At 63.5% G+C, this 17,167-nt stretch carries 16 protein-coding genes; 3 read left to right on the forward strand and 13 right to left on the reverse strand.

Annotation, left to right across the window (positions count from 1 at the left end; genetic code table 11):
- Positions 1–274 precede the first annotated feature (274 nt).
- The 11 genes from gltB to KBB36_RS02190 form a co-directional block, all read right to left on the reverse strand.
- Positions 275–4,819 (reverse strand): glutamate synthase large subunit, encoded by a 4,545-nt coding sequence (gltB, locus tag KBB36_RS02140; RefSeq protein WP_290976201.1) that lies wholly within the window; start codon positions 4,817–4,819, stop codon positions 275–277.
- Between the two features lie 94 nt (positions 4,820–4,913).
- Entirely contained in the window at positions 4,914–5,456 is a 543-nt protein-coding gene (locus tag KBB36_RS02145; RefSeq protein WP_290976203.1) for a hypothetical protein, read from the reverse strand.
- 69 nt (positions 5,457–5,525) lie between these two features.
- Entirely contained in the window at positions 5,526–6,071 is a 546-nt protein-coding gene (locus tag KBB36_RS02150; RefSeq protein WP_290976204.1) for a DUF2059 domain-containing protein, read from the reverse strand.
- A 13-nt stretch (positions 6,072–6,084) separates the two neighbouring features.
- Entirely contained in the window at positions 6,085–7,530 is a 1,446-nt protein-coding gene (locus KBB36_RS02155) for an NAD(P)-dependent oxidoreductase (protein WP_290976207.1), read from the reverse strand.
- A 368-nt stretch (positions 7,531–7,898) separates the two neighbouring features.
- Positions 7,899–8,264 carry a hypothetical protein gene (locus tag KBB36_RS02160; RefSeq protein ID WP_290976210.1) on the reverse strand — a complete coding sequence of 122 codons (366 nt, stop codon included), beginning with the start codon at positions 8,262–8,264 and terminating at the stop codon, positions 7,899–7,901.
- Between the two features lie 36 nt (positions 8,265–8,300).
- Positions 8,301–9,266, reverse strand: coding sequence for a complex I NDUFA9 subunit family protein (locus tag KBB36_RS02165; protein WP_290976212.1), 966 nt, complete (start codon positions 9,264–9,266; stop codon positions 8,301–8,303).
- Between the two features lie 71 nt (positions 9,267–9,337).
- A complete protein-coding gene (locus KBB36_RS02170) occupies positions 9,338–10,183 on the reverse strand; it encodes an alpha/beta hydrolase family protein (RefSeq protein WP_290976215.1) in 846 nt (281 codons plus the stop codon).
- A gap of 3 nt (positions 10,184–10,186) precedes the next feature.
- Positions 10,187–10,777 carry a Smr/MutS family protein gene (locus KBB36_RS02175; protein WP_290976218.1) on the reverse strand — a complete coding sequence of 197 codons (591 nt, stop codon included), beginning with the start codon at positions 10,775–10,777 and terminating at the stop codon, positions 10,187–10,189.
- The gene (locus KBB36_RS02180; protein ID WP_290976221.1) at positions 10,758–11,465 is read right to left on the reverse strand and encodes a lactate utilization protein; all 708 of its coding nucleotides are present in this window, start codon (positions 11,463–11,465) and stop codon (positions 10,758–10,760) included. Before KBB36_RS02180 ends, KBB36_RS02175 begins: the two co-directional genes overlap by 20 nt.
- 1 nt (position 11,466) lies before the next feature.
- Positions 11,467–12,900: a LutB/LldF family L-lactate oxidation iron-sulfur protein gene (locus KBB36_RS02185; RefSeq protein ID WP_290976586.1), complete on the reverse strand. Its 1,434-nt coding sequence runs from the start codon at positions 12,898–12,900 to the stop codon at positions 11,467–11,469.
- A gap of 9 nt (positions 12,901–12,909) precedes the next feature.
- Positions 12,910–13,719 (reverse strand): (Fe-S)-binding protein, encoded by an 810-nt coding sequence (locus tag KBB36_RS02190; RefSeq protein WP_290976224.1) that lies wholly within the window; start codon positions 13,717–13,719, stop codon positions 12,910–12,912.
- 223 nt (positions 13,720–13,942) lie between these two features.
- Here KBB36_RS02190 and KBB36_RS02195 point away from each other — a divergent pair, with 223 nt between their 5' ends.
- The 3 genes from KBB36_RS02195 (at position 13,943) to KBB36_RS02205 (ending at position 15,984) form a co-directional block, all read left to right on the forward strand.
- Entirely contained in the window at positions 13,943–14,812 is an 870-nt protein-coding gene (locus KBB36_RS02195; RefSeq protein ID WP_290976226.1) for a hypothetical protein, read from the forward strand.
- Positions 14,813–14,815: 3 nt separating this feature from the next.
- Positions 14,816–15,346: a GNAT family N-acetyltransferase gene (locus KBB36_RS02200; protein ID WP_290976229.1), complete on the forward strand. Its 531-nt coding sequence runs from the start codon at positions 14,816–14,818 to the stop codon at positions 15,344–15,346.
- 107 nt (positions 15,347–15,453) lie between these two features.
- Positions 15,454–15,984, forward strand: a complete 531-nt coding sequence (locus tag KBB36_RS02205; protein WP_290976231.1) for a PAS domain-containing protein — start codon at positions 15,454–15,456, stop codon at positions 15,982–15,984.
- On the opposite strand, the gene KBB36_RS02210 is transcribed toward KBB36_RS02205, so the two are convergent.
- Both KBB36_RS02210 and KBB36_RS02215 read right to left on the reverse strand, forming a co-directional pair.
- Entirely contained in the window at positions 15,966–16,478 is a 513-nt protein-coding gene (locus KBB36_RS02210) for an ATP-binding protein (protein WP_290976234.1), read from the reverse strand. The genes KBB36_RS02205 and KBB36_RS02210 overlap by 19 nt on opposite strands.
- On the reverse strand, positions 16,475–17,074 hold the full coding sequence (locus KBB36_RS02215) for a DUF2239 family protein (protein ID WP_290976237.1): 600 nt from the start codon (positions 17,072–17,074) through the stop codon (positions 16,475–16,477). Before KBB36_RS02215 ends, KBB36_RS02210 begins: the two co-directional genes overlap by 4 nt.
- Between the last annotated feature and the right edge of the window lie 93 nt (positions 17,075–17,167).

Below are 17,167 nucleotides of genomic sequence, written 5' to 3' on the forward strand. Positions count from 1 at the left end.
ACTGAATGGCCTGAGCTGCCGGCCCGTCGTCAAATTCCGCTCTGGCGACGGGCTGTCCAGTTCAGCGCGTCAAATGCCGGGCGTGACCCACGGCTATCCGGTTTAAATTTCAACCGTTTTTCAGACCGGTTTCTCCCCCCTCGTCATGCGCGGACTTGATCCGCGCATCTCTCCTTACTCGATAATTCAAGCAAAATTGAGAAAAAGCGAGATGCGCGGATCAAGTCCGCGCATGACGATTATGGAGTGGTGAGGCCGGCGATCTTATCGGCGCTTACGCCCGCTTGGCGGCCTGGGCATCCGATAGCGGATGTTCCAGGCGGGCGATCATTTCCTTCGGGCAGACCTGCCAGAAACGGCCGCGCACATTGTCCCAGTCGGCAAACAGGTCTGCCGCATAGGCCGATTGTGTTTCGCGCACATGCTCTTCGATCAGGCCGCGCAGCACACCATCCCAATAGCTGGAGGCGATGCGCTGATACACCACGCTCTCGTCATTGATCGAGATCGGCAGCGTATTCTCCGGATCGTAGACGAAGGCCATGCCGCCGGTCATGCCGGCGGCGAAGTTGTCGCCCACGGCACCCAGGATGGCGATGCGGCCGCCAGTCATGTATTCGCAGCCATTCGAGCCGCAGCCCTCGATCACCGCCGTGGCGCCGGAATTGCGCACCGCAAAGCGTTCACCGGCCTGGCCGGCAGCAAACAGCTTGCCGCCGGTGGCGCCATACAGCACCGTGTTGCCGATGATGGTGTTGCGGCTGGTCTGGCCGACCAGCGGCGAGGACGGCGCCGGGCGCACCACGATCATGCCGCCGGACAGGCCCTTGCCGACATAATCATTGGCATCGCCGAACACTTCCAGCTTCAGGCCCTGTACCGCGAAGGCGCCGAGCGACTGCCCGGCCGAGCCGGTGAGCCGCACCGTGATATGGCCCGGCTTCAGCCCCTTCATGCCGAATTTGCGCGTGATATGCGACGACAGCCGGGTGCCGATGGCGCGATGCGTGTTCTGGATATTGTAGGCCAGCTGCATCTTCTCGCCATGGCCGAAGACCGGCGCGGCATCCTTCACCATCTGTGCATCCAGCGTATCCGGCACTTCGTTGCGGCCCTGGAGCGTGCAGTAGCGCGCATAATCGCCGGCATCGGCCTGGGCCAGGATCGGGTTGAGATCCAGATCATCCAGATGCGCGCCGCCACGGCTGACCTGGGTCAGCAGATCGGTGCGGCCGATGATCTCGTTCAGACTGCGCACGCCGAGCGAGGCGAGGATTTCGCGCACTTCCTCGGCGATGAAGCTGAACAGGTTGACCACCTTTTCCGGCGAGCCATCAAACTTCTGCCGCAGCGGTTCGGCCTGGGTGCAGACACCGACCGGGCAGGTGTTGGAATGGCATTGCCGCACCATGATGCAGCCCATCGCCACCAAAGCCGCGGTGCCGACACCATATTCCTCGGCGCCGAGCATGGCGGCGATGACAATGTCGCGGCCCGACTTGAGGCCGCCATCGGTGCGCAGCTTGACGCGGTGCCTGAGCTTGTTCAGCGTCAGCACCTGGTTGACTTCGCTCAAGCCCATTTCCCACGGCGTGCCGGCATATTTCACGCTGGTTTGCGGCGAGGCGCCGGTGCCGCCGACATGGCCCGAGATCATCAGCACATCGGCCTTGGCCTTGGCGACGCCGGCCGCGATGGTGCCAATGCCGGCTTCCGACACCAGCTTGACGCAGACCGTGGCTTCCGGGTTGATCTGCTTCAGATCGTAGATCAGCTGCGCCAGATCCTCGATGGAATAGATATCGTGATGCGGCGGCGGCGAGATCAGCATCACGCCGGGCGTGGAATGGCGCAGCTTGGCGATCAGCTCGGTCACCTTGAAGCCGGGCAGCTGGCCGCCTTCGCCGGGCTTGGCACCCTGCGCCACCTTGATTTCCAGCTCGCGGCAATTGGTCAGGTATTCGGCGGTGACACCGAAGCGGCCTGAGGCAATCTGCTTGATCGCCGAATTGGCATTATCGCCATTCGGACGCGGCTTGAAATTCTCCGGCGCTTCGCCGCCTTCGCCGGAATCCGACTTGGCGCCGATGCGGTTCATGGCGATGGTCAGCGTTTCATGCGCTTCCGGGCTGAGCGCGCCGAGCGACATCGCCGCCGAAACAAACCGCTTGCGGATTTCGGTGACGCTCTCAACCTGCTCAATCGGAATCTTCTGCCCGGCCGGCTTCAATTCCAGCAAATCGCGCAGTGAAATCGGCGGCAGGTCGCGCAGGCCAAGCGTATACTTCTTGAACAGCGCGTAATTCTCGCTTGCCACGGCGGTTTGCAGCATGTGGATCAGGTTGGCTTCCCAGGCATGCGCCTCGCCGCCGCGCCGATAGCGGTAGATGCCGCCCACCGGCAGGGCCACCACATCCTGGCGGAATGCCTTGCGATGCAGCTCCAGCACCTTCTTCTGCAAACCATCATAGCCGATGCCGGAAATGCGCGACGGCATGCCCGGGAACAGATCTGCCACCAGCGAACGTGACAGGCCCAGCGCCTCAAAATTGTAGCCGCCGCGATAGCTGGAGACCACCGAGATGCCCATCTTCGACATCACCTTGAGCAGGCCGCCATCCACCGCTTCCTTGTAGCGCGTCACGGCTTCCTCGGCCGAAAGCTTGCCGAGCAGGCCGCGCTTGACCCGATCCACCAGGCTGGCTTCCGCCACATAGGCATTGATCGCCGTGGCGCCAACGCCGATCAGCACGGCGAAGTAATGCACATCCAGGCATTCGCCGCTGCGCACGGTGAGCGACGTGAACGTGCGCAGGCCGGCGCGCACCAGATGGCTATGCACCGCACCCACCGCCAGGATGGTGGGGATCGCCACCCGTTCGGCGCTCTGCGCCTCGTCGGTCAGCACCAGATGTGCCGCGCCGCCACGCACCGCCGTATCGGCTTCCGTGCGGATACGCTTGATCGCATCGCGCAGGGCGCTGGGACCGCCATCCACGGCAAAGGTGGTGTCGATCCGCGTTGTGGTGTTGGCGGTATAGGTCAGCACCCGGGCCAGATCGGCATTGGTCAGCACCGGGCTTTCCAGCAGCAGGATCTTCACCTGCTGCGCATCCTCGTCCAGCACATTGGACAGGTTGCCCATGCGGGTGCGCAGGCTCATCACCCGCTTCTCGCGCAAACTGTCGATCGGCGGATTGGTCACCTGGCTGAATTGCTGGCGGAAGAAATGATGCAGGCCGCGATATTGTTCAGACAGCACGGCAATCGGCGTGTCGTCGCCCATGCTGCCAACCGCTTCCTTGGCATCTTCCGCCATCGGATGCAGGATCAGCTCCATGTCTTCCAGCGTCAGGCCGCCGGCGAGCTGGGCGCGGCGCAGGCCGTCACGGTCGAAGCTCGGGCCCACCGGGGCGGCTTCCTTGATCGCTTCCAGCGTCGAGATGCCCTTGACCCATTCGCCATAGGGATGCTCGGCGGCGAGCCGGTCCTTGATCTCACGATCCTTGAACAGCCGGCCCTTCTTGAGATCCACCGCGATCATCTGGCCCGGGCCGACGCGGCCCTTCTCAACCACCTTGGATTCCGCCACCGGCACCATGCCGGCTTCCGAGCCGATCACCAAAAGCTTGTCGCTGGTGATGGTGTAGCGCAAAGGCCGCAGGCCGTTGCGATCCAGGCCGGCAACACACCAGCGGCCATCGGTGGCGCAGATCGCCGCCGGGCCATCCCACGGCTCCATCACCGAATTGCCGTAGGAATAGAGGTCGCGATGCGCCTGCGGCATGGTGGTCTTGTTCGACCAGCTTTCCGGGATCAGCAAGGTCTTGACCATCGGCGCGGTGCGGCCGGCGCGCACCAGCACCTCAAACACCGCATCCAGCGCAGCGGAATCGGATGAGCCGGATTGCACAATCGGCTTGATATCGGCGGAATATTCGCCGAAGGCATCCGAGGCCATCTTGATCTCGTGGCTCTTCATCCAGTTCACATTGCCGCGCACGGTGTTGATCTCACCGTTATGCGCCAGCATGCGGAAAGGCTGCGCCAGCTTCCAGGTCGGGAAAGTGTTGGTGGAATAGCGCTGGTGATAGATGGCAAAGGTCGAGATGAAACGCTCGTCCTTGAGGTCGGGATAGAAGTTGTCGAGCTGCTCGGCCAGGAACATGCCCTTGTAGATCACGCTGCGGCAGGACAGCGAGCAGATATAGAATTCGGTGATATGCGCCGCCAGCACCGCCTTTTCGATGCGGCGGCGGATCAGGAACAGGTCGCGCTCAAAAGCCGCATCGTCATGGCCGAGCCGGTTTTCGATCAGCACCTGCTCGATTTCAGGCCGGGTGGCATTGGCCTTTTCGCCGATGATGCTGGCATTCACCGGCACCTGGCGCCAGCCATAGATGCCATGGCCGTGGTCCAGAATGGCGGTTTCAACAATGGTGCGGCAGGTTTCCTGCGCCGCCAGATCGGTCTTGGGCAGGAAAACCTGGCCCAGGCCGAGCTTGGCTTCACCCGGCTCAAAGCCGGTGCGGCGCACATGCTCGCGGAAAAAATCCTGCGGGATCTGCACATGGATGCCGGCGCCGTCGCCGGTCTTGCCATCGGCATCCACCGCGCCACGATGCCACACCGCCTTCAACGCCTTGATGCCGGCCACCACCACATCGCGCCGCGGCGTGCCGTCCAGCGAGGTGACCAGGCCGACACCGCAGGCATCGCGCTCATCTTCGGCGCGATACATGCCTTCGGCTGCCAGGCGCTTGGCTTCGGCCTGGAACTGCGCAACGAAGTTTTCACCGCTATTCTTGCTGCTGGTCATGGTGTGAACTCCTCATAGGAAACTGAATTGCGCATCGGCGCTGCAATAGATTTTGTAACCGGTAGTTTCAGGGACGCTCAGTCTGCTCTAGGCATCATCGGAACAACGCCTCGATATCAGCACCGAAAACTTCCCACTCGCTGCGTTTCTTCATCAGCGCTTCAACCATCTTGGGTTTGAGCTTCTGCGCAAATTCAGCAGCTTTTTGCTGCGATATCGGATCGGAAACGCGGCCAAATATCGTATCGACATGGCGCTTGATCAGCGGAAAGGCAGGGTTGGCTTTCAATTTATCCAATTCCGCGCTGTCGGAGACATTACCTGTCCAGAGATACTGGCAGCCAGCTTGCGTGTCGTACAGGGCAGCAAGGCTTGCGCGCTCCTGCGGCGTGAAAATGCGGTCATACATGTCCGCCGTGATGGCGTTATATTCACTCACTATTTCAACCGCCAAATCGGCGAAGGTGGCATCAACCAGTTTTGCTGCCTCTTCGGCACGATCCGGCGCCTTGTTGCGCAGCATTTGCTTATATTGCGCAAATTGACTCGCCACTTGGCCAGCCATCTGCTGCTTTTGTTTTTGGCCGCAGGCTTCTAGCAATTTGCTGCCAGTAACCGCTGGCTGCGCATAGGCCATTGCGGGCTGCAATGCCGTTGCAGCACAGAAGAAAGTTATGGCAGCAAATGATCGCATGGTTAGATGACCTTACAAATTCGTGATGCCGCGCTGGCGCAGCGTGTCGGCATGCTTTTGCAACGCGCGCTGCGCCACCTGCTGGCCCCAGCTTTGGCCCATCAGCATGCTTTGCTGCATGATGGCCGGCATGATCTCGATCACCTTGCGCCCGGCCGGGGTTTCGTAAAACCCGACGATCTGGCGCAATTCCTCGGCGCTGAGATGCAGCGTGTAAAGTTTGGCCATCTCGTCGAGCAGGCCGGGCAGACTGGCGCGCAATTCCGGCAGGAACAGCTCGGTCATCGCCTGATTGATTTCAGCCTGTTTGCCGGGATTGGCCTGGCCTAATGCCTGGCCCAGCATGCCGAGCATCTGACCGGCCATCTGATCCATCGTCGCCTGGATTTTGGACACTTCCATCAGGCGCCGCGCCGCCGCCAGCGCCTCGGGGTTGATCGCCGGCGCGACACCAGGCTGGGCCTGGGCCTGGGCCTGGGCCTGGGGCTGGGGCTGGGCCTGAACAGCCGCCGGCAGTGTCAGTGTCGCGGCGAGGATCAGGGCATGAAAGATGCGCATCGCATAGCCCGCCTTATTCCGCTGCCTGCGCGGCCGGCGCCGCCTTGGCCTGGATATAGCTGTGGATCGAATCCGCCGCCTCGCGGCCATCGCGGATCGCCCAGACAACCAGGCTGGCGCCGCGCACGATATCGCCGGCGGCGAACACGCCGGGCAGGCTGGTGGCGTGGCTGCGGGCATTGGCCTTCACCGTGCCCCAGCGCGTCACTTCCAGATTGGGCGCCTTGAACAAGGCCGGCAGATCTTCCGGATCAAAGCCAAGCGCCTTGACCACCAGATCGGCCGGCTGATCATAATCGGCGCCATCAATTTCCACCGGGCTTTGGCGGCCGGAGGCATCCACCGGGCCGAGCTTCATCTTGCCGATACGCACGGCAGTGACATTGCCTTCACCATGAAAAGCGCGCGGCAGGGTGAGCCAGGCGAATTCGACGCCTTCCTCCTCGGCATTCTTCACTTCGCGCAGCGAGCCGGGCATGTTGGCCTTGTCGCGGCGATACAGGCAATGCACGCTTTCAGCGCCCTGGCGGATCGCGGTGCGCACACAATCCATCGCGGTGTCGCCGCCGCCCACCACCACCACACGCTTGCCCTGGGCATTGAGCGCGCCGCTCTGGTATTCCGGCACAGTATCGCCCAGGCCGGTCTTGTTGCTGGCGGTCAGATAGGTCATCGCCGGCACGATATTGCCCAGGCCCACGCCGGGCGCCTGGATGTCGCGCGCCTTGTAGACCCCGGTGGCGATCAGCACGGCATCATGCTGCTTGCGCAGCTCTTCCAGGCTGGCATCGCGGCCAACCTCAAAATTGAGGTGGAAGATCACGCCGGCATCGGCGAGCAGCTTGTTGCGGCGCTCGACCACATCCTTTTCCAGCTTGAAATTCGGGATGCCGTAGATCAGCAGACCGCCCGGGCGGTCGTAGCGATCATAGACATGCACGGCATAACCCATCCGGCGCAGCCGGTCGGCGGCAGCCAGGCCAGCCGGGCCGGCGCCGATGATGCCGACACTCTGCGGCCGTTCCGCGCCGGTCGGCTTGGGCGGCTTGACCCAGCCATTCTTGAACGCGGTTTCGGTGATGTATTTTTCAATCGAGCCGATGGTGACGGTGCCATGGCCGGATTGCTCGATGACACAATTGCCTTCGCAGAGCCGGTCCTGCGGGCAGATGCGGCCGCAGATTTCCGGATAGGTGTTGGTGGCCGAGGACAGCTCATAGGCTTCCTCCAGCCGGCCCTCGGCGGTCATGCGCAGCCAATCGGGGATATTGTTGTGCAGCGGGCAATGCACCTGACAGAACGGCACGCCGCATTGTGAGCAGCGCGAGGCCTGCTGGCCGGCCTTTTCGGCAGCAAACTCACGGTAAATCTCGTCGAAGTCCTTGGCCCGTTCCGCCGCAGCCCGCTTGTCGGGGGTCGATTGCGCCAGCGAAACAAATTTCAGCATCTTCTCGGCCATGGCCGGGACTCCTGGTCTAAGGCGGCGGGCCAAGCCCGCCGGGGGTGGTCTTAAGCGGCGGGCAAAGCCCGCTGGGGGCATAAAAACGGGGCAACAAAAGCCCCGCCATCCGGATCGGGAACCGTCCCGATAATCTGGACAAAGCGAGGCTATGCACTTCTTTTATTGTGCGAGGAGGGAGTCTGCAAGCATAAAAACGCCAATAGGTCAGCATTTATGACTAATAATTTTATTTCGCCGTCAGCAAGTCGGATGACAGCCCGAGGCGAACCAAACCGGCCAATATAATAATACCGAAACGGTACTATTTTTTATGCCTGTTTTCCAGCATTTAAAGACAATTCCCGGGCGCCATCCAACCGGAATGGCTATTCTTTCAGGCGCTGCGCCCGCGGGTTAAGGCGCGCGTCTTCGGCAGTGAAATTTTGGATCAACTGCGCGCAGGCAGCTTCAGCCCCGTCACAGCGGAAACGCAGCAGGCGAAACCGCTGCCCATCCCGTGTCTCCGTCGACATCCGGATCGCCGCGGGGTGAGCCGGGTCGGTTTCCGTGGTGAAACGCCAAGTGACTGCGCCGCCCGGCTCGGTGATAAGGAAAAACGTGTTATTGGCGCCAGACAATGACAATGTGCCGGCGCCCGGCATGGCGCGCAATGCCGCCAGGGCATCCAGGGCACTGGCATAGCCGATGTCATCCTGAGCCATGACCGGCATGGCCGGCAGCAGCGCGATCACCAGGGCGAGATGGCGCAGCCCCGGCAAGATGCCACCCTAGCTAAATCGCGGCGTGAATTTGCCGCCGCCACGGCGGAAGCGGTAGAGATAGGTTTCCAGCACCGCTTCGGTGGCGCGCGGCTTGATGCCGAGATCGGCCAGGGTCTTGGCGCCCTCGGCCACCACATTATCGGTTTTCAGCAATTCGATCTGGTCACGGGTGATCGGCACCTGGAAGGGCAGCGGCAGGATTTCCAGCATAAAGGCCAGCGGCTTGAGCGCCATGCCCGGCACCGGCAGCAGCAGCCGCGCCTTGCCGATCTGCGCCAGGGTGAGCTGCATCAGTTCCTTGAAGCTGTAAACCTGCGGCCCGCCCAGTTCATAAACCTGGCCGGCGGCGGCCGGGTTGGTGAGGGCGCCGAGCACCGCCTCGGCAACATCGCCGACATAGACCGGCTGCATGCGGGTATGGCCGCCATCAATCAGCGGCAAAACCGGGCTGAATGCCGCCATTGTGGCGAAGCGGTTGAAAAAATCATCCTCCGGGCCGAACACCACCGAGGGGCGCAGGATGGTGGCGCTGGGGAAATGTTTCAGCACGCCAGCCTCGCCGGCCGCCTTGCTGCGGGCATAGCCGGAGGTGCTGTCGGCATCGGCGCCGATGGCCGAGACATGCACCAGCCGCGCCAGGCCGGCATCGGCGGCCAGCTTGGCCACCGCCTCGGCGCCAAAAGCCTGCACCGCCTGGAAACTCTGCTTGCCGCCCTGGGCCAGGATGCCGACACAATTCACTGCCATGTCGGCGCCCTTGAGCGCGGCGGCGATGGAGCGCGGCACCCGGATATTGGCCTGCACCAGTTCAATCTGGCCAACCACGCCCATGGTCTTGAGGAACAGGCCCTCATCCGGACGGCGGATCGCCACCCGCACCCGGGCGCCCTGTTCCACCAGCTTCTGAACCACATAACGGCCGATGAAACCGGACCCGCCGAAGACGGTGACAAGCTTGTTGCGGAGCAGCATGGGGCGCCTCTGGGCTGGAAATATCGCCCGGACTATAACGAATCCTGCCGCCGAGCCAACCTTTACGCCGGCTATTCGCCGGCCGCCTTGAAGATATAGCTCAGCGCCTCGGGCAGGGCAGCTTCCCAGACTGGCCAGGCATGGCGGCCATTGAGGATGCGCAATTCGGCCGGCTGGCCGGCCTGGCGCAGCCGGCTGTAAAGCAGCGCGGCCTGGAATTCGATCTGGTATTCGTCATCGTCGCCGGACGCGATGAAGACCGGCAGGCGCCGGCCGGTTTTCAGGAAATCGGCCAGAAGCGGCGGATAATTCTGCTTTTGCCACATTTTTGCATCAAAATCGGCACCGCCCGCCGGGGCAAACACGCCGGGCTTGCGCGCCGAGGAATTGGCCGGCGGCGCCGGATCGTAGATCGCCGGGCTGAACAAAGCGGCAGCGCCAAACAAATCCGGGTATTTCAGCGCCAGCCGCAAGGCACCGAAACCGCCCATCGACAGGCCGCCGATCAGCCGCGCCTGGCGCTCGGGCCGCAGCCGGAACCGCGCCTCAGCCGCCGGCAGCAGGTCGTGGATCAGGGCGTTTTCCATGGCATCGACATACCAGGACACGCCCCCTGCCGGCATCACGATCACCGCCGCCGGCATGGCGCCGCGCAGGATCAGGTCATCCACCACCCGCAGCAAGGCGCCGCGTTCGGCCCAGTCCCTTTCGCTGCCGCCATAACCATGCAGCAGATACAGCACCGGATAGGTCTGCCCGGACTGGGCATAATCATCCGGCAGATAGACATAGACCGGGATCGTGCGGCCCAGGCTGGGTGCAGCAAAATCATGCGCCTGGATTTCACCGGCTGAAGCGAACCGCAAACCTGAAAGCAGGAGCAGCAGGGATAACAGAACGGCGGGCAGTTTCAGCAAGGGCTACCTCTGGCGCCGCAGCAGCACAAAGAAGGCGCCGGCACCGCCGAGTTCCTGGCGTGCCGGGGCCAGGCCGAGAATCTGGTCGCGCCAGGGGCCATGGCGCAGGTAATCCGGCAGCCAGGCGCGCAGCACACCACGGCGCTCAAAGATCGGCGGCGGCTCGTCATTGCCGCGCTGGCCCTTGCCGGTGATCACCAGCAGGCCGCGCTGGCCACGCGCCACCGCCTCGCGTAACAGCCGGTCAAGCGCGCGTTCGGCCTCTTTCAGGGTCAGGCCATGCAGATCCAGCCGCTGTTCCACCGGGATGCGGCCCTGGATCAGCCTTTGCTTGAGCCGGCCATCCATCTGCGGCAATTGTTTAGGCGCCGCCTTGCCGGCCGGCTTGACCGGACCTTTGCGCAGGTTTTCGGCGCGGGCGAAATCGGCCGGGCCGGGCCGTTCCGGACGCAGGATTTTTGGCAACGGCGGCAAATCCGGCACCATCTTTTCATGCCGGCGCGGCAATGGCCGGGCCTGCGCCGCCACGGCGGACCAGATCTCGCCATCGGGAACCAGGGGGATAGGCCGCGCGTCAGCCTTCTTGGGCGGCATCGTCGATCAGCACGATATGCAGCTGGCGCGGACCATGCGCGCCCAGCACCGGCACACCTTCAATATCGGCGGTGCGCGACGGGCCGGTGACCAGATTGACGCTGCGCGGCCAGTTCTGCACCCCGCCGATGCTCTGGCGCAGCTTGGCAAAGGCATCTTCCATGCTGCCGGTGATCTGGCTGGAGCGCATCACCACAATATGGTTGTCGGGCACAAAATGCAGCGTGGTGGCGGTCTGGCTGCCGGAATGCAGCATCAGCGTGCCGGTTTCGGCAATGCCGGCAAAGGCCGGCGTGACACTGACCAGATCGCGGCTGCGGCCCGGCCCAGCCTCGATGCTGAGCAACGGCTTGTCGGCCCAGGGCAGCGCCTGCAGATCCGGATGCGGCGCCAGCCGCAGGGTGGTGGGCAGGTTGCGCTGCGCCAGGTAATTGGCAATGGCTTCCGGCACATCCTGCGGCGCCGCCACCCGATCCACCGTCACAGTGAGCGCCGTGGCCTTCTGGATGAACAATTCCACCTGCTGCGGCTGCGGCAATTGCGCCCGCTGCGGCACCAGATTGCGCTGTGGTGCGCCGATACGCTGGTTGACCCGGGCCACGGCAGCATCATAGCTGGCGGCATCTTCCTGGCCGCGCTTGAGGCCACGGCGCAGGGTGCTGAATATCTTCTCGCGCGCTGTCGACATTTCAGCTTCCCTTGCGCTTTTTCCATTGCGCCATAAACGTATCGCCCTGCGGCGCCGGGAAATCCCGCGCTGCGGTCCAGCCGCCGGCCAGTGGCAGGCTGGCGAAACGCCCCTTGCGACGGCCGAGCGCGGCCAGCAGGCCGATGCCGAGCCGCGTGGCCAGGTGATACAAAGCCGGGCGCCGCGCCAGCCAGGCCCAGGCCTCGATGCCCCAGCGCTGCAACGGCGGCGTGATCTGCTGGTCATGCGCCAGCTCGCGCCAATGCCGCATGATCTTGGGCAAAGGAATCCGCATCGGGCAGACTTCCTCGCATTTGCCGCAGAAGGTGGAAGCATTGGGCAGATGCTGGGCCGCTTCCAGGCCGATCATATGCGGATCAAGTGCGGCGCCGATCGGGCCGGGATAAACCCAGCCATAGGCATGGCCGCCGACCGAATGATAGACCGGGCAATTATTCATGCAGGCGCCGCAGCGGATGCAGCGCATCAGGTCTTCCAGCGGCGAGCCGAGCATCTCGCTGCGGCCGTTATCCAGCAGCACAACATGGAATTCCTCCGGCCCATCCACGTCATCCGGCCGCTTCGGGCCGCAGGACAGCGTGGTGTAGCAGCTCATTTCCTGGCCGGTGGCGGAACGTGCCAGCACGCGCAGGATGGTGCTGACATCCTCCAGATTCGGCATCACCTTTTCGATGCTTGAAACAACGATATGCATCTTCGGCAGGCTCTGGGTCAGATCGCCATTGCCCTCGTTGGTCACGATCACCGTGGCGCCGGTTTCGGCAATCAGGAAATTCGCCCCGGTGATGCCCACATCGGCCTTGAAATAGGCTTCACGCAATACGCTGCGCGCCTCACTCACCAAAGTCTGCGGCTCGGTCGAGCGTTTGCCCGGCTTGATGCCGTTGGGCGCGTAATCCGGGTGATGTTCCTCGAACAGATCGGCCACCTGCTCGCGCGTCTTGTGCAAAGCCGGGCCGATGATATGGCTCGGCGGCTCATGCGCCAGCTGGATGATGTATTCGCCCAGATCGGTCTCGATCGGCTGGATGCCATGCTGTTCCAGGAAGGCGTTGAGGCCGATCTCCTCGGTGACCATCGACTTGCCCTTGGTCACCGTCTTGGCTTCGCGCTTGCGGCACAAAGCCAGGATGGTCTCGCGCGCCTCACGCGGCGTGCGGCACCAATGCACATGGCCGCCCCTGGCCGTCACCGCCTGCTCAAAGCGCTCCAGATACAGATCAAGATGCGCCATGACATGCTGCTTGATCGCCATGCCCTGATCGCGCAGCGCCTCGAATTCCGGCAATTCACGCGCGGTTTCAACCCGCCGGCTGGCCATCGGGCCGCCGATGATCGCCATTGCCTTGCGCAGATTGGGATCTTTCAGCGCCTTGCTGGCATTATCCTTGAAGGCCGGTGAAGTGATCTGCATGCTCATGCTTCAGCCCTCACTGGCTTCGCCGATGGCCGGCGCCTGGGTCATGCCGGCCAGCACCTCGGCAACATGGCGCACCTGCACCCGGCTGCCTTCACGTTTCAGCTTGCCGGCCATGTTCATCAGGCAGCCCATATCGCCGGCCAGCAGCAGGTCGGCGCCGCTGGCTGCGATCTGCGCCGTCTTGCGCCCGGCGATATCGGCCGAGACTTCACCATATTTGACGCAGAAAGTGCCGCCGAAGCCGCAGCAGGTTTCAGCGCCTTCCAGTTCCACCAGATTGGCCCCGGTCACGCCAGCCAGAAGCTGGCGCGGCTGCGCCTTGATGCCGAGTTCACGCAGGCCGGAACAGGAATCGTGATAGGCGATGCGGGTTTCACCCGGCAGGCTGGCCGCCACCGCCTCAACCCGCAGCACATCGGCCAGGAAGCTGGTCAATTCCCACACCTTGGCGGCAAAGGCTTCGGCACGGGCCTGTTGCGCCGCATCGCCGGCAAACAGTGCCGGATAATGTTCACGCAGCATGCCGGCGCAGGAGCCGGAGGGCGCCACGATAAAATCATAACCCTCAAAAACCTGGATCACCTGGCGCGCAATCGCCGCCGTGTCCTTGCGGTCGCCGCTGTTATAGGCCGGCTGGCCGCAGCAGACCTGGGCTTCCGGCACTTCAACCCGGCAGCCTGCATTTTCCAGCAACTGCACCGCCGAGAAGCCGACGCTGGGCCGGAACAGATCAACTAGGCAGGTGACAAACAGCGCCACACGCGGATTTTGCGGCCGCTCGGCCGGCGCGGCGGGGAAGGCATGCTGGGTCATCAGAGATACTCGGCGTAAGCGGGCATGGTGTGGGGCACTCCCGGGCTGCCGGGCGGCTGAAACATTGCCGCGCCGTTTGCATTGGTTGTCGGCCAGCAGCGGCAAAAATGCAAGTCTGGCGGCAAGCCCGGGCCGGCACCGCTTTTTCGCCACGGCAAGCAAGACAAGCGCCGGCCGGCACAATATTATCGTGGCCTTGCTACCGGGGGATGCACTGCACAGGATGTCTGGATTTTCTCGCCTGATTTTTGCCGCTTTACTGGCTGTTGTTTTGCTGGGCTTTGCTGCCAGCCGGCAAACATGGGCGCAGAATGCCAGCCAGGATTTCACCCTCGACCTGCTGGCGCTGGGGCTGCAACTGGATGAACAGATCAAGGCGGCTGACCTGGCAGCGCGGGCCGATGCCGCCGCTTTGCTGGCGGCACAGCAGAGCCAGCAGCGGGCGATCTGGTGGCTCGGCGGGGCCGGGCTGCTGCTGATGATGGCTGCCCTGGGCGGCGGCGGCGCGGCCGGCTATCTGGCCTGGCGGCAAAGCCGCCGGCAGGCGCAGCAGCAGGCCGAAAACCTGCTGCAAGCCCTGCACAAGCTGGAACACAGCCTGGTGCGGCTGCAACGGCCTTTCCTGGTGATCGAGCCGGTCGGGCTTGCCAATCTTGGCCCCTATATCCCGGTGAGCGGGCAGTTCATCCTGCGCAACCGCGGCGCCAGCCCGGCCTTGCAGCTTCAGCAAAGCGCGGCGCTGAAAGTGCTGCCCTATCCGATCACCGAGCATTTTGCCTTCACCGAGGAAGAGGAATGGCCCTACACCACGCTGCCGGCCATCGGCCCCGGCACCAGTCTGGCCAGCCAGGCGCCGGGCGGGCCGTTTCCGCCCGATATGCTGGCCGGGCTGATTGAAGGCCGCCAGAACCGGCTTTATCTGGTTGGTTCAGTGGCCTATCAGGATGGACTGGGCAACAGCTATCGCAGCGATTTCTGCCATGCGCTGAAATTTGAGCGGCCGGCCGAGCTGGCGCAGGCGATCCGCGACGAGCAGATGGTGAACTATACCGCGAGCTTCGAGCGCGCGCCGCTGCATAACGAGGATGTCTGAGCCGTGTCCGAAACCATCAGGCTGCGCCCGGTGGCGCCGGCCGACCTGCCGCAAATCCAGGCCATCTATGCGCATCATGTCGCCACCGGCCTGGCCTCGTTTGAGGAAACCCCGCCCGATCTGGCCGAAATGACCCGCCGGCATGATGCCCTGCTGGAAGCCGGCTATCCCTATCTGGTGGCCGAACAGGGCGGCGCCATCCTGGGCTATGCCTATGCCGGCGCCTATCGCGCCCGCCCGGCCTATCGCTTCACGGTGGAGAATTCGATCTATGTGCGCCACGATCTGCGGCGCGGCGGCATCGGCCGCCGGCTGCTGCCGGCACTGATCGAGGCCAGCGCGGCACGCGGCTATCGCCAGATGATCGCGGTGATCGGCGACAGCGCCAATGCCGCCTCGATCCAGCTGCATGCCGCCTTCGGCTTCCAGACCATCGGCACATTGCCCAGCATCGGCTTCAAATTCGGCCGCTGGGTGGATTCCGTGCTGATGCAGCGGCCGCTCGGTGCCGGCGACACCACGCCGCCTGTATGAACAATATTCCCGTGTGATTCTGTTCATGATTGCCTGATAGGCTGTCCCGTAATTTTCATGGCCGGGAAAACCGAAATGTTTCGGCAAGGCGCAGTGGGCAGGCAGGCATGAGCAGCGACAAGGATGGCCGCCGCCCCGGCCTGGCAGTAACCCCGCCAGCTTTGCGTGGGGCACGCTTGATCGAGGCCCCCCGGCATCCCTTGCTGGTGCAGTTGCGGGATTACTGGCAGGGCAAATGCGGCCCCGATGGCCAATTGCCCGGCCGCGCCGCCATCGACCCGCTGGAATTACGCGGCCTGTTGCCGCAGATTTTCCTGATCGACGCTGCTTTGCTGCCCGATGGCAGCCATGATTACCGCGTGCGCCTGATGGGCACGGCGCATAGCGGCATCTATGGCGATGGCCATGTCGGCAAACGCTTGCAGGATATGTTCGGCGATTATGCGCCGGTTTTCACCACGCTGTATGACCAGATTTGCCTGGCACCACGCTGCTACAGCAACGAAGGCCGGATTTTCTGGTGGCGCAATGCCGACTTCATCGCCTTCGAAGGTTTCCACGCCCCGCTGGCCAGCGATGGCCGCCAGGTGGACATGATCCTGGGCGCGGCGGTGTTTGATTATGGCAAGGCAGGATAGGCAGCGCGTTCGGCCTGGCCGGGCGGCTGCCACAGGGTTTCGATAAAATCGAACATCGGGCGGGTGACCTGGAGCGAATAGGTTTCGCCTTTGCCGGCATTGCGCTGCTCCACCCGCTGCCAGCGGGTTTCAGCCGGCACATCCAGCACATGCAGGGCGCAGCCCAGCCCGGCTTGTTCAGCAGCCGTGGTGAAACGGGCGCGGGATTCGGCGCGCAGGAAGCTGAGATCAAGGATCGCCGGCAGACCCTGGCGGCCCGATTGCAGGGCAAGCTTCAGAATCTGCGCCTCGCAGCGCGCCACCCGCTCGACCATCCAGGCAATGCTCATGCTGGCCGGCTTGTCCGGGCTGAACAACCCGACCATCCATTCATCGATACTGAAATGCAGCCCGCCGATACGCTCTTGCAGGCGCAGGGCATAGGTGGTCTTGCCGGCGCCGGTAGCGCCGCAGATCAGGTGGAAAGTCGGCGGGATCGTGGGGGGCTGGGTCATGGCTTGCTCTCAACAGCAAAGGCGGCCTGGGCGAGTTTTTGCAGATGGGCGCGGATATCGGCCGGCCAGGCTTCGATACGGCGCGCAAAACCGGCGGCATCACCGGCAAACAGGGCGCGCGCCGCCTCATCATAATCCGGTGCATTGCCGGCCATGGCGGCCATGAAACGATAGGCGGCATCGCGGCCGCGGCGCAGCTTTTCGGCGCCCTCTGTCGCGCGGCGGGCTTCCTCCACCAGCTTGCGCAACGCCACCGAGGCGCCGCCGGGTTGGGCATTGAGCCAATCCCAATGACGCGGCAGCAAGGTGACTTCACGCGCCACCACGCCAAGTTTGGGCCGGCCCGGACCCGGCCGTGCTACCGGCGCGGTTTCAGCGGCAGCAGCGGCGCGCAGCCGGGCCAGCATCTCGGCCTCGCTGCCGCGCAAGTCAAATTCCAGCGGCGCGCTGGTCTGATCATCAAAAACCAGCGGCTGCATGGTCGGATCACGCTGCAATTCAGCCCATAAAGCCAGGGCGACGCTTTCATGGTCGCCACCGGCCAGGCGGCGGTTGCCGACAAAGGCGGTGCAGGTTGGTGTTGGTTCGGTGGTCATCTGCTGCTCCAGGAAATCCGCCGCAGTTATTACCCGGATAAAAATCACGTGTCAATTATATCCGGGTATTATTTTGAGGCATCGGAGTTTCAC

The sequence above is a fragment of the Ferrovibrio sp. genome (genome assembly GCF_017994015.1).
Classification (GTDB): Bacteria; Pseudomonadota; Alphaproteobacteria; order Ferrovibrionales; family Ferrovibrionaceae; genus Ferrovibrio.

What these genes read in the sequence shown, in the direction of transcription:
- gltB (WP_290976201.1), bottom strand. Translation starts at nt 4,819, where the DNA reads ATGACCAGCAGCAAGAATAGCGGTGAAAACTTCGTTGCGCAGTTCCAG.
- KBB36_RS02175 (WP_290976218.1), bottom strand. Translation starts at nt 10,777, where the DNA reads ATGCCGCCCAAGAAGGCTGACGCGCGGCCTATCCCCCTGGTTCCCGAT.
- KBB36_RS02145 (WP_290976203.1), bottom strand. Translation starts at nt 5,456, where the DNA reads ATGGCCTATGCGCAGCCAGCGGTTACTGGCAGCAAATTGCTAGAAGCC.
- KBB36_RS02165 (WP_290976212.1), bottom strand. Translation starts at nt 9,266, where the DNA reads ATGCTGCTCCGCAACAAGCTTGTCACCGTCTTCGGCGGGTCCGGTTTC.
- KBB36_RS02210 (WP_290976234.1), bottom strand. Translation starts at nt 16,478, where the DNA reads ATGACCCAGCCCCCCACGATCCCGCCGACTTTCCACCTGATCTGCGGC.
- KBB36_RS02180 (WP_290976221.1), bottom strand. Translation starts at nt 11,465, where the DNA reads ATGTCGACAGCGCGCGAGAAGATATTCAGCACCCTGCGCCGTGGCCTC.
- KBB36_RS02195 (WP_290976226.1), top strand. Translation starts at nt 13,943, where the DNA reads ATGTCTGGATTTTCTCGCCTGATTTTTGCCGCTTTACTGGCTGTTGTT.
- KBB36_RS02185 (WP_290976586.1), bottom strand. Translation starts at nt 12,900, where the DNA reads ATGCAGATCACTTCACCGGCCTTCAAGGATAATGCCAGCAAGGCGCTG.
- KBB36_RS02215 (WP_290976237.1), bottom strand. Translation starts at nt 17,074, where the DNA reads ATGACCACCGAACCAACACCAACCTGCACCGCCTTTGTCGGCAACCGC.
- KBB36_RS02150 (WP_290976204.1), bottom strand. Translation starts at nt 6,071, where the DNA reads ATGCGCATCTTTCATGCCCTGATCCTCGCCGCGACACTGACACTGCCG.
- KBB36_RS02205 (WP_290976231.1), top strand. Translation starts at nt 15,454, where the DNA reads ATGAGCAGCGACAAGGATGGCCGCCGCCCCGGCCTGGCAGTAACCCCG.
- KBB36_RS02190 (WP_290976224.1), bottom strand. Translation starts at nt 13,719, where the DNA reads ATGACCCAGCATGCCTTCCCCGCCGCGCCGGCCGAGCGGCCGCAAAAT.
- KBB36_RS02155 (WP_290976207.1), bottom strand. Translation starts at nt 7,530, where the DNA reads ATGGCCGAGAAGATGCTGAAATTTGTTTCGCTGGCGCAATCGACCCCC.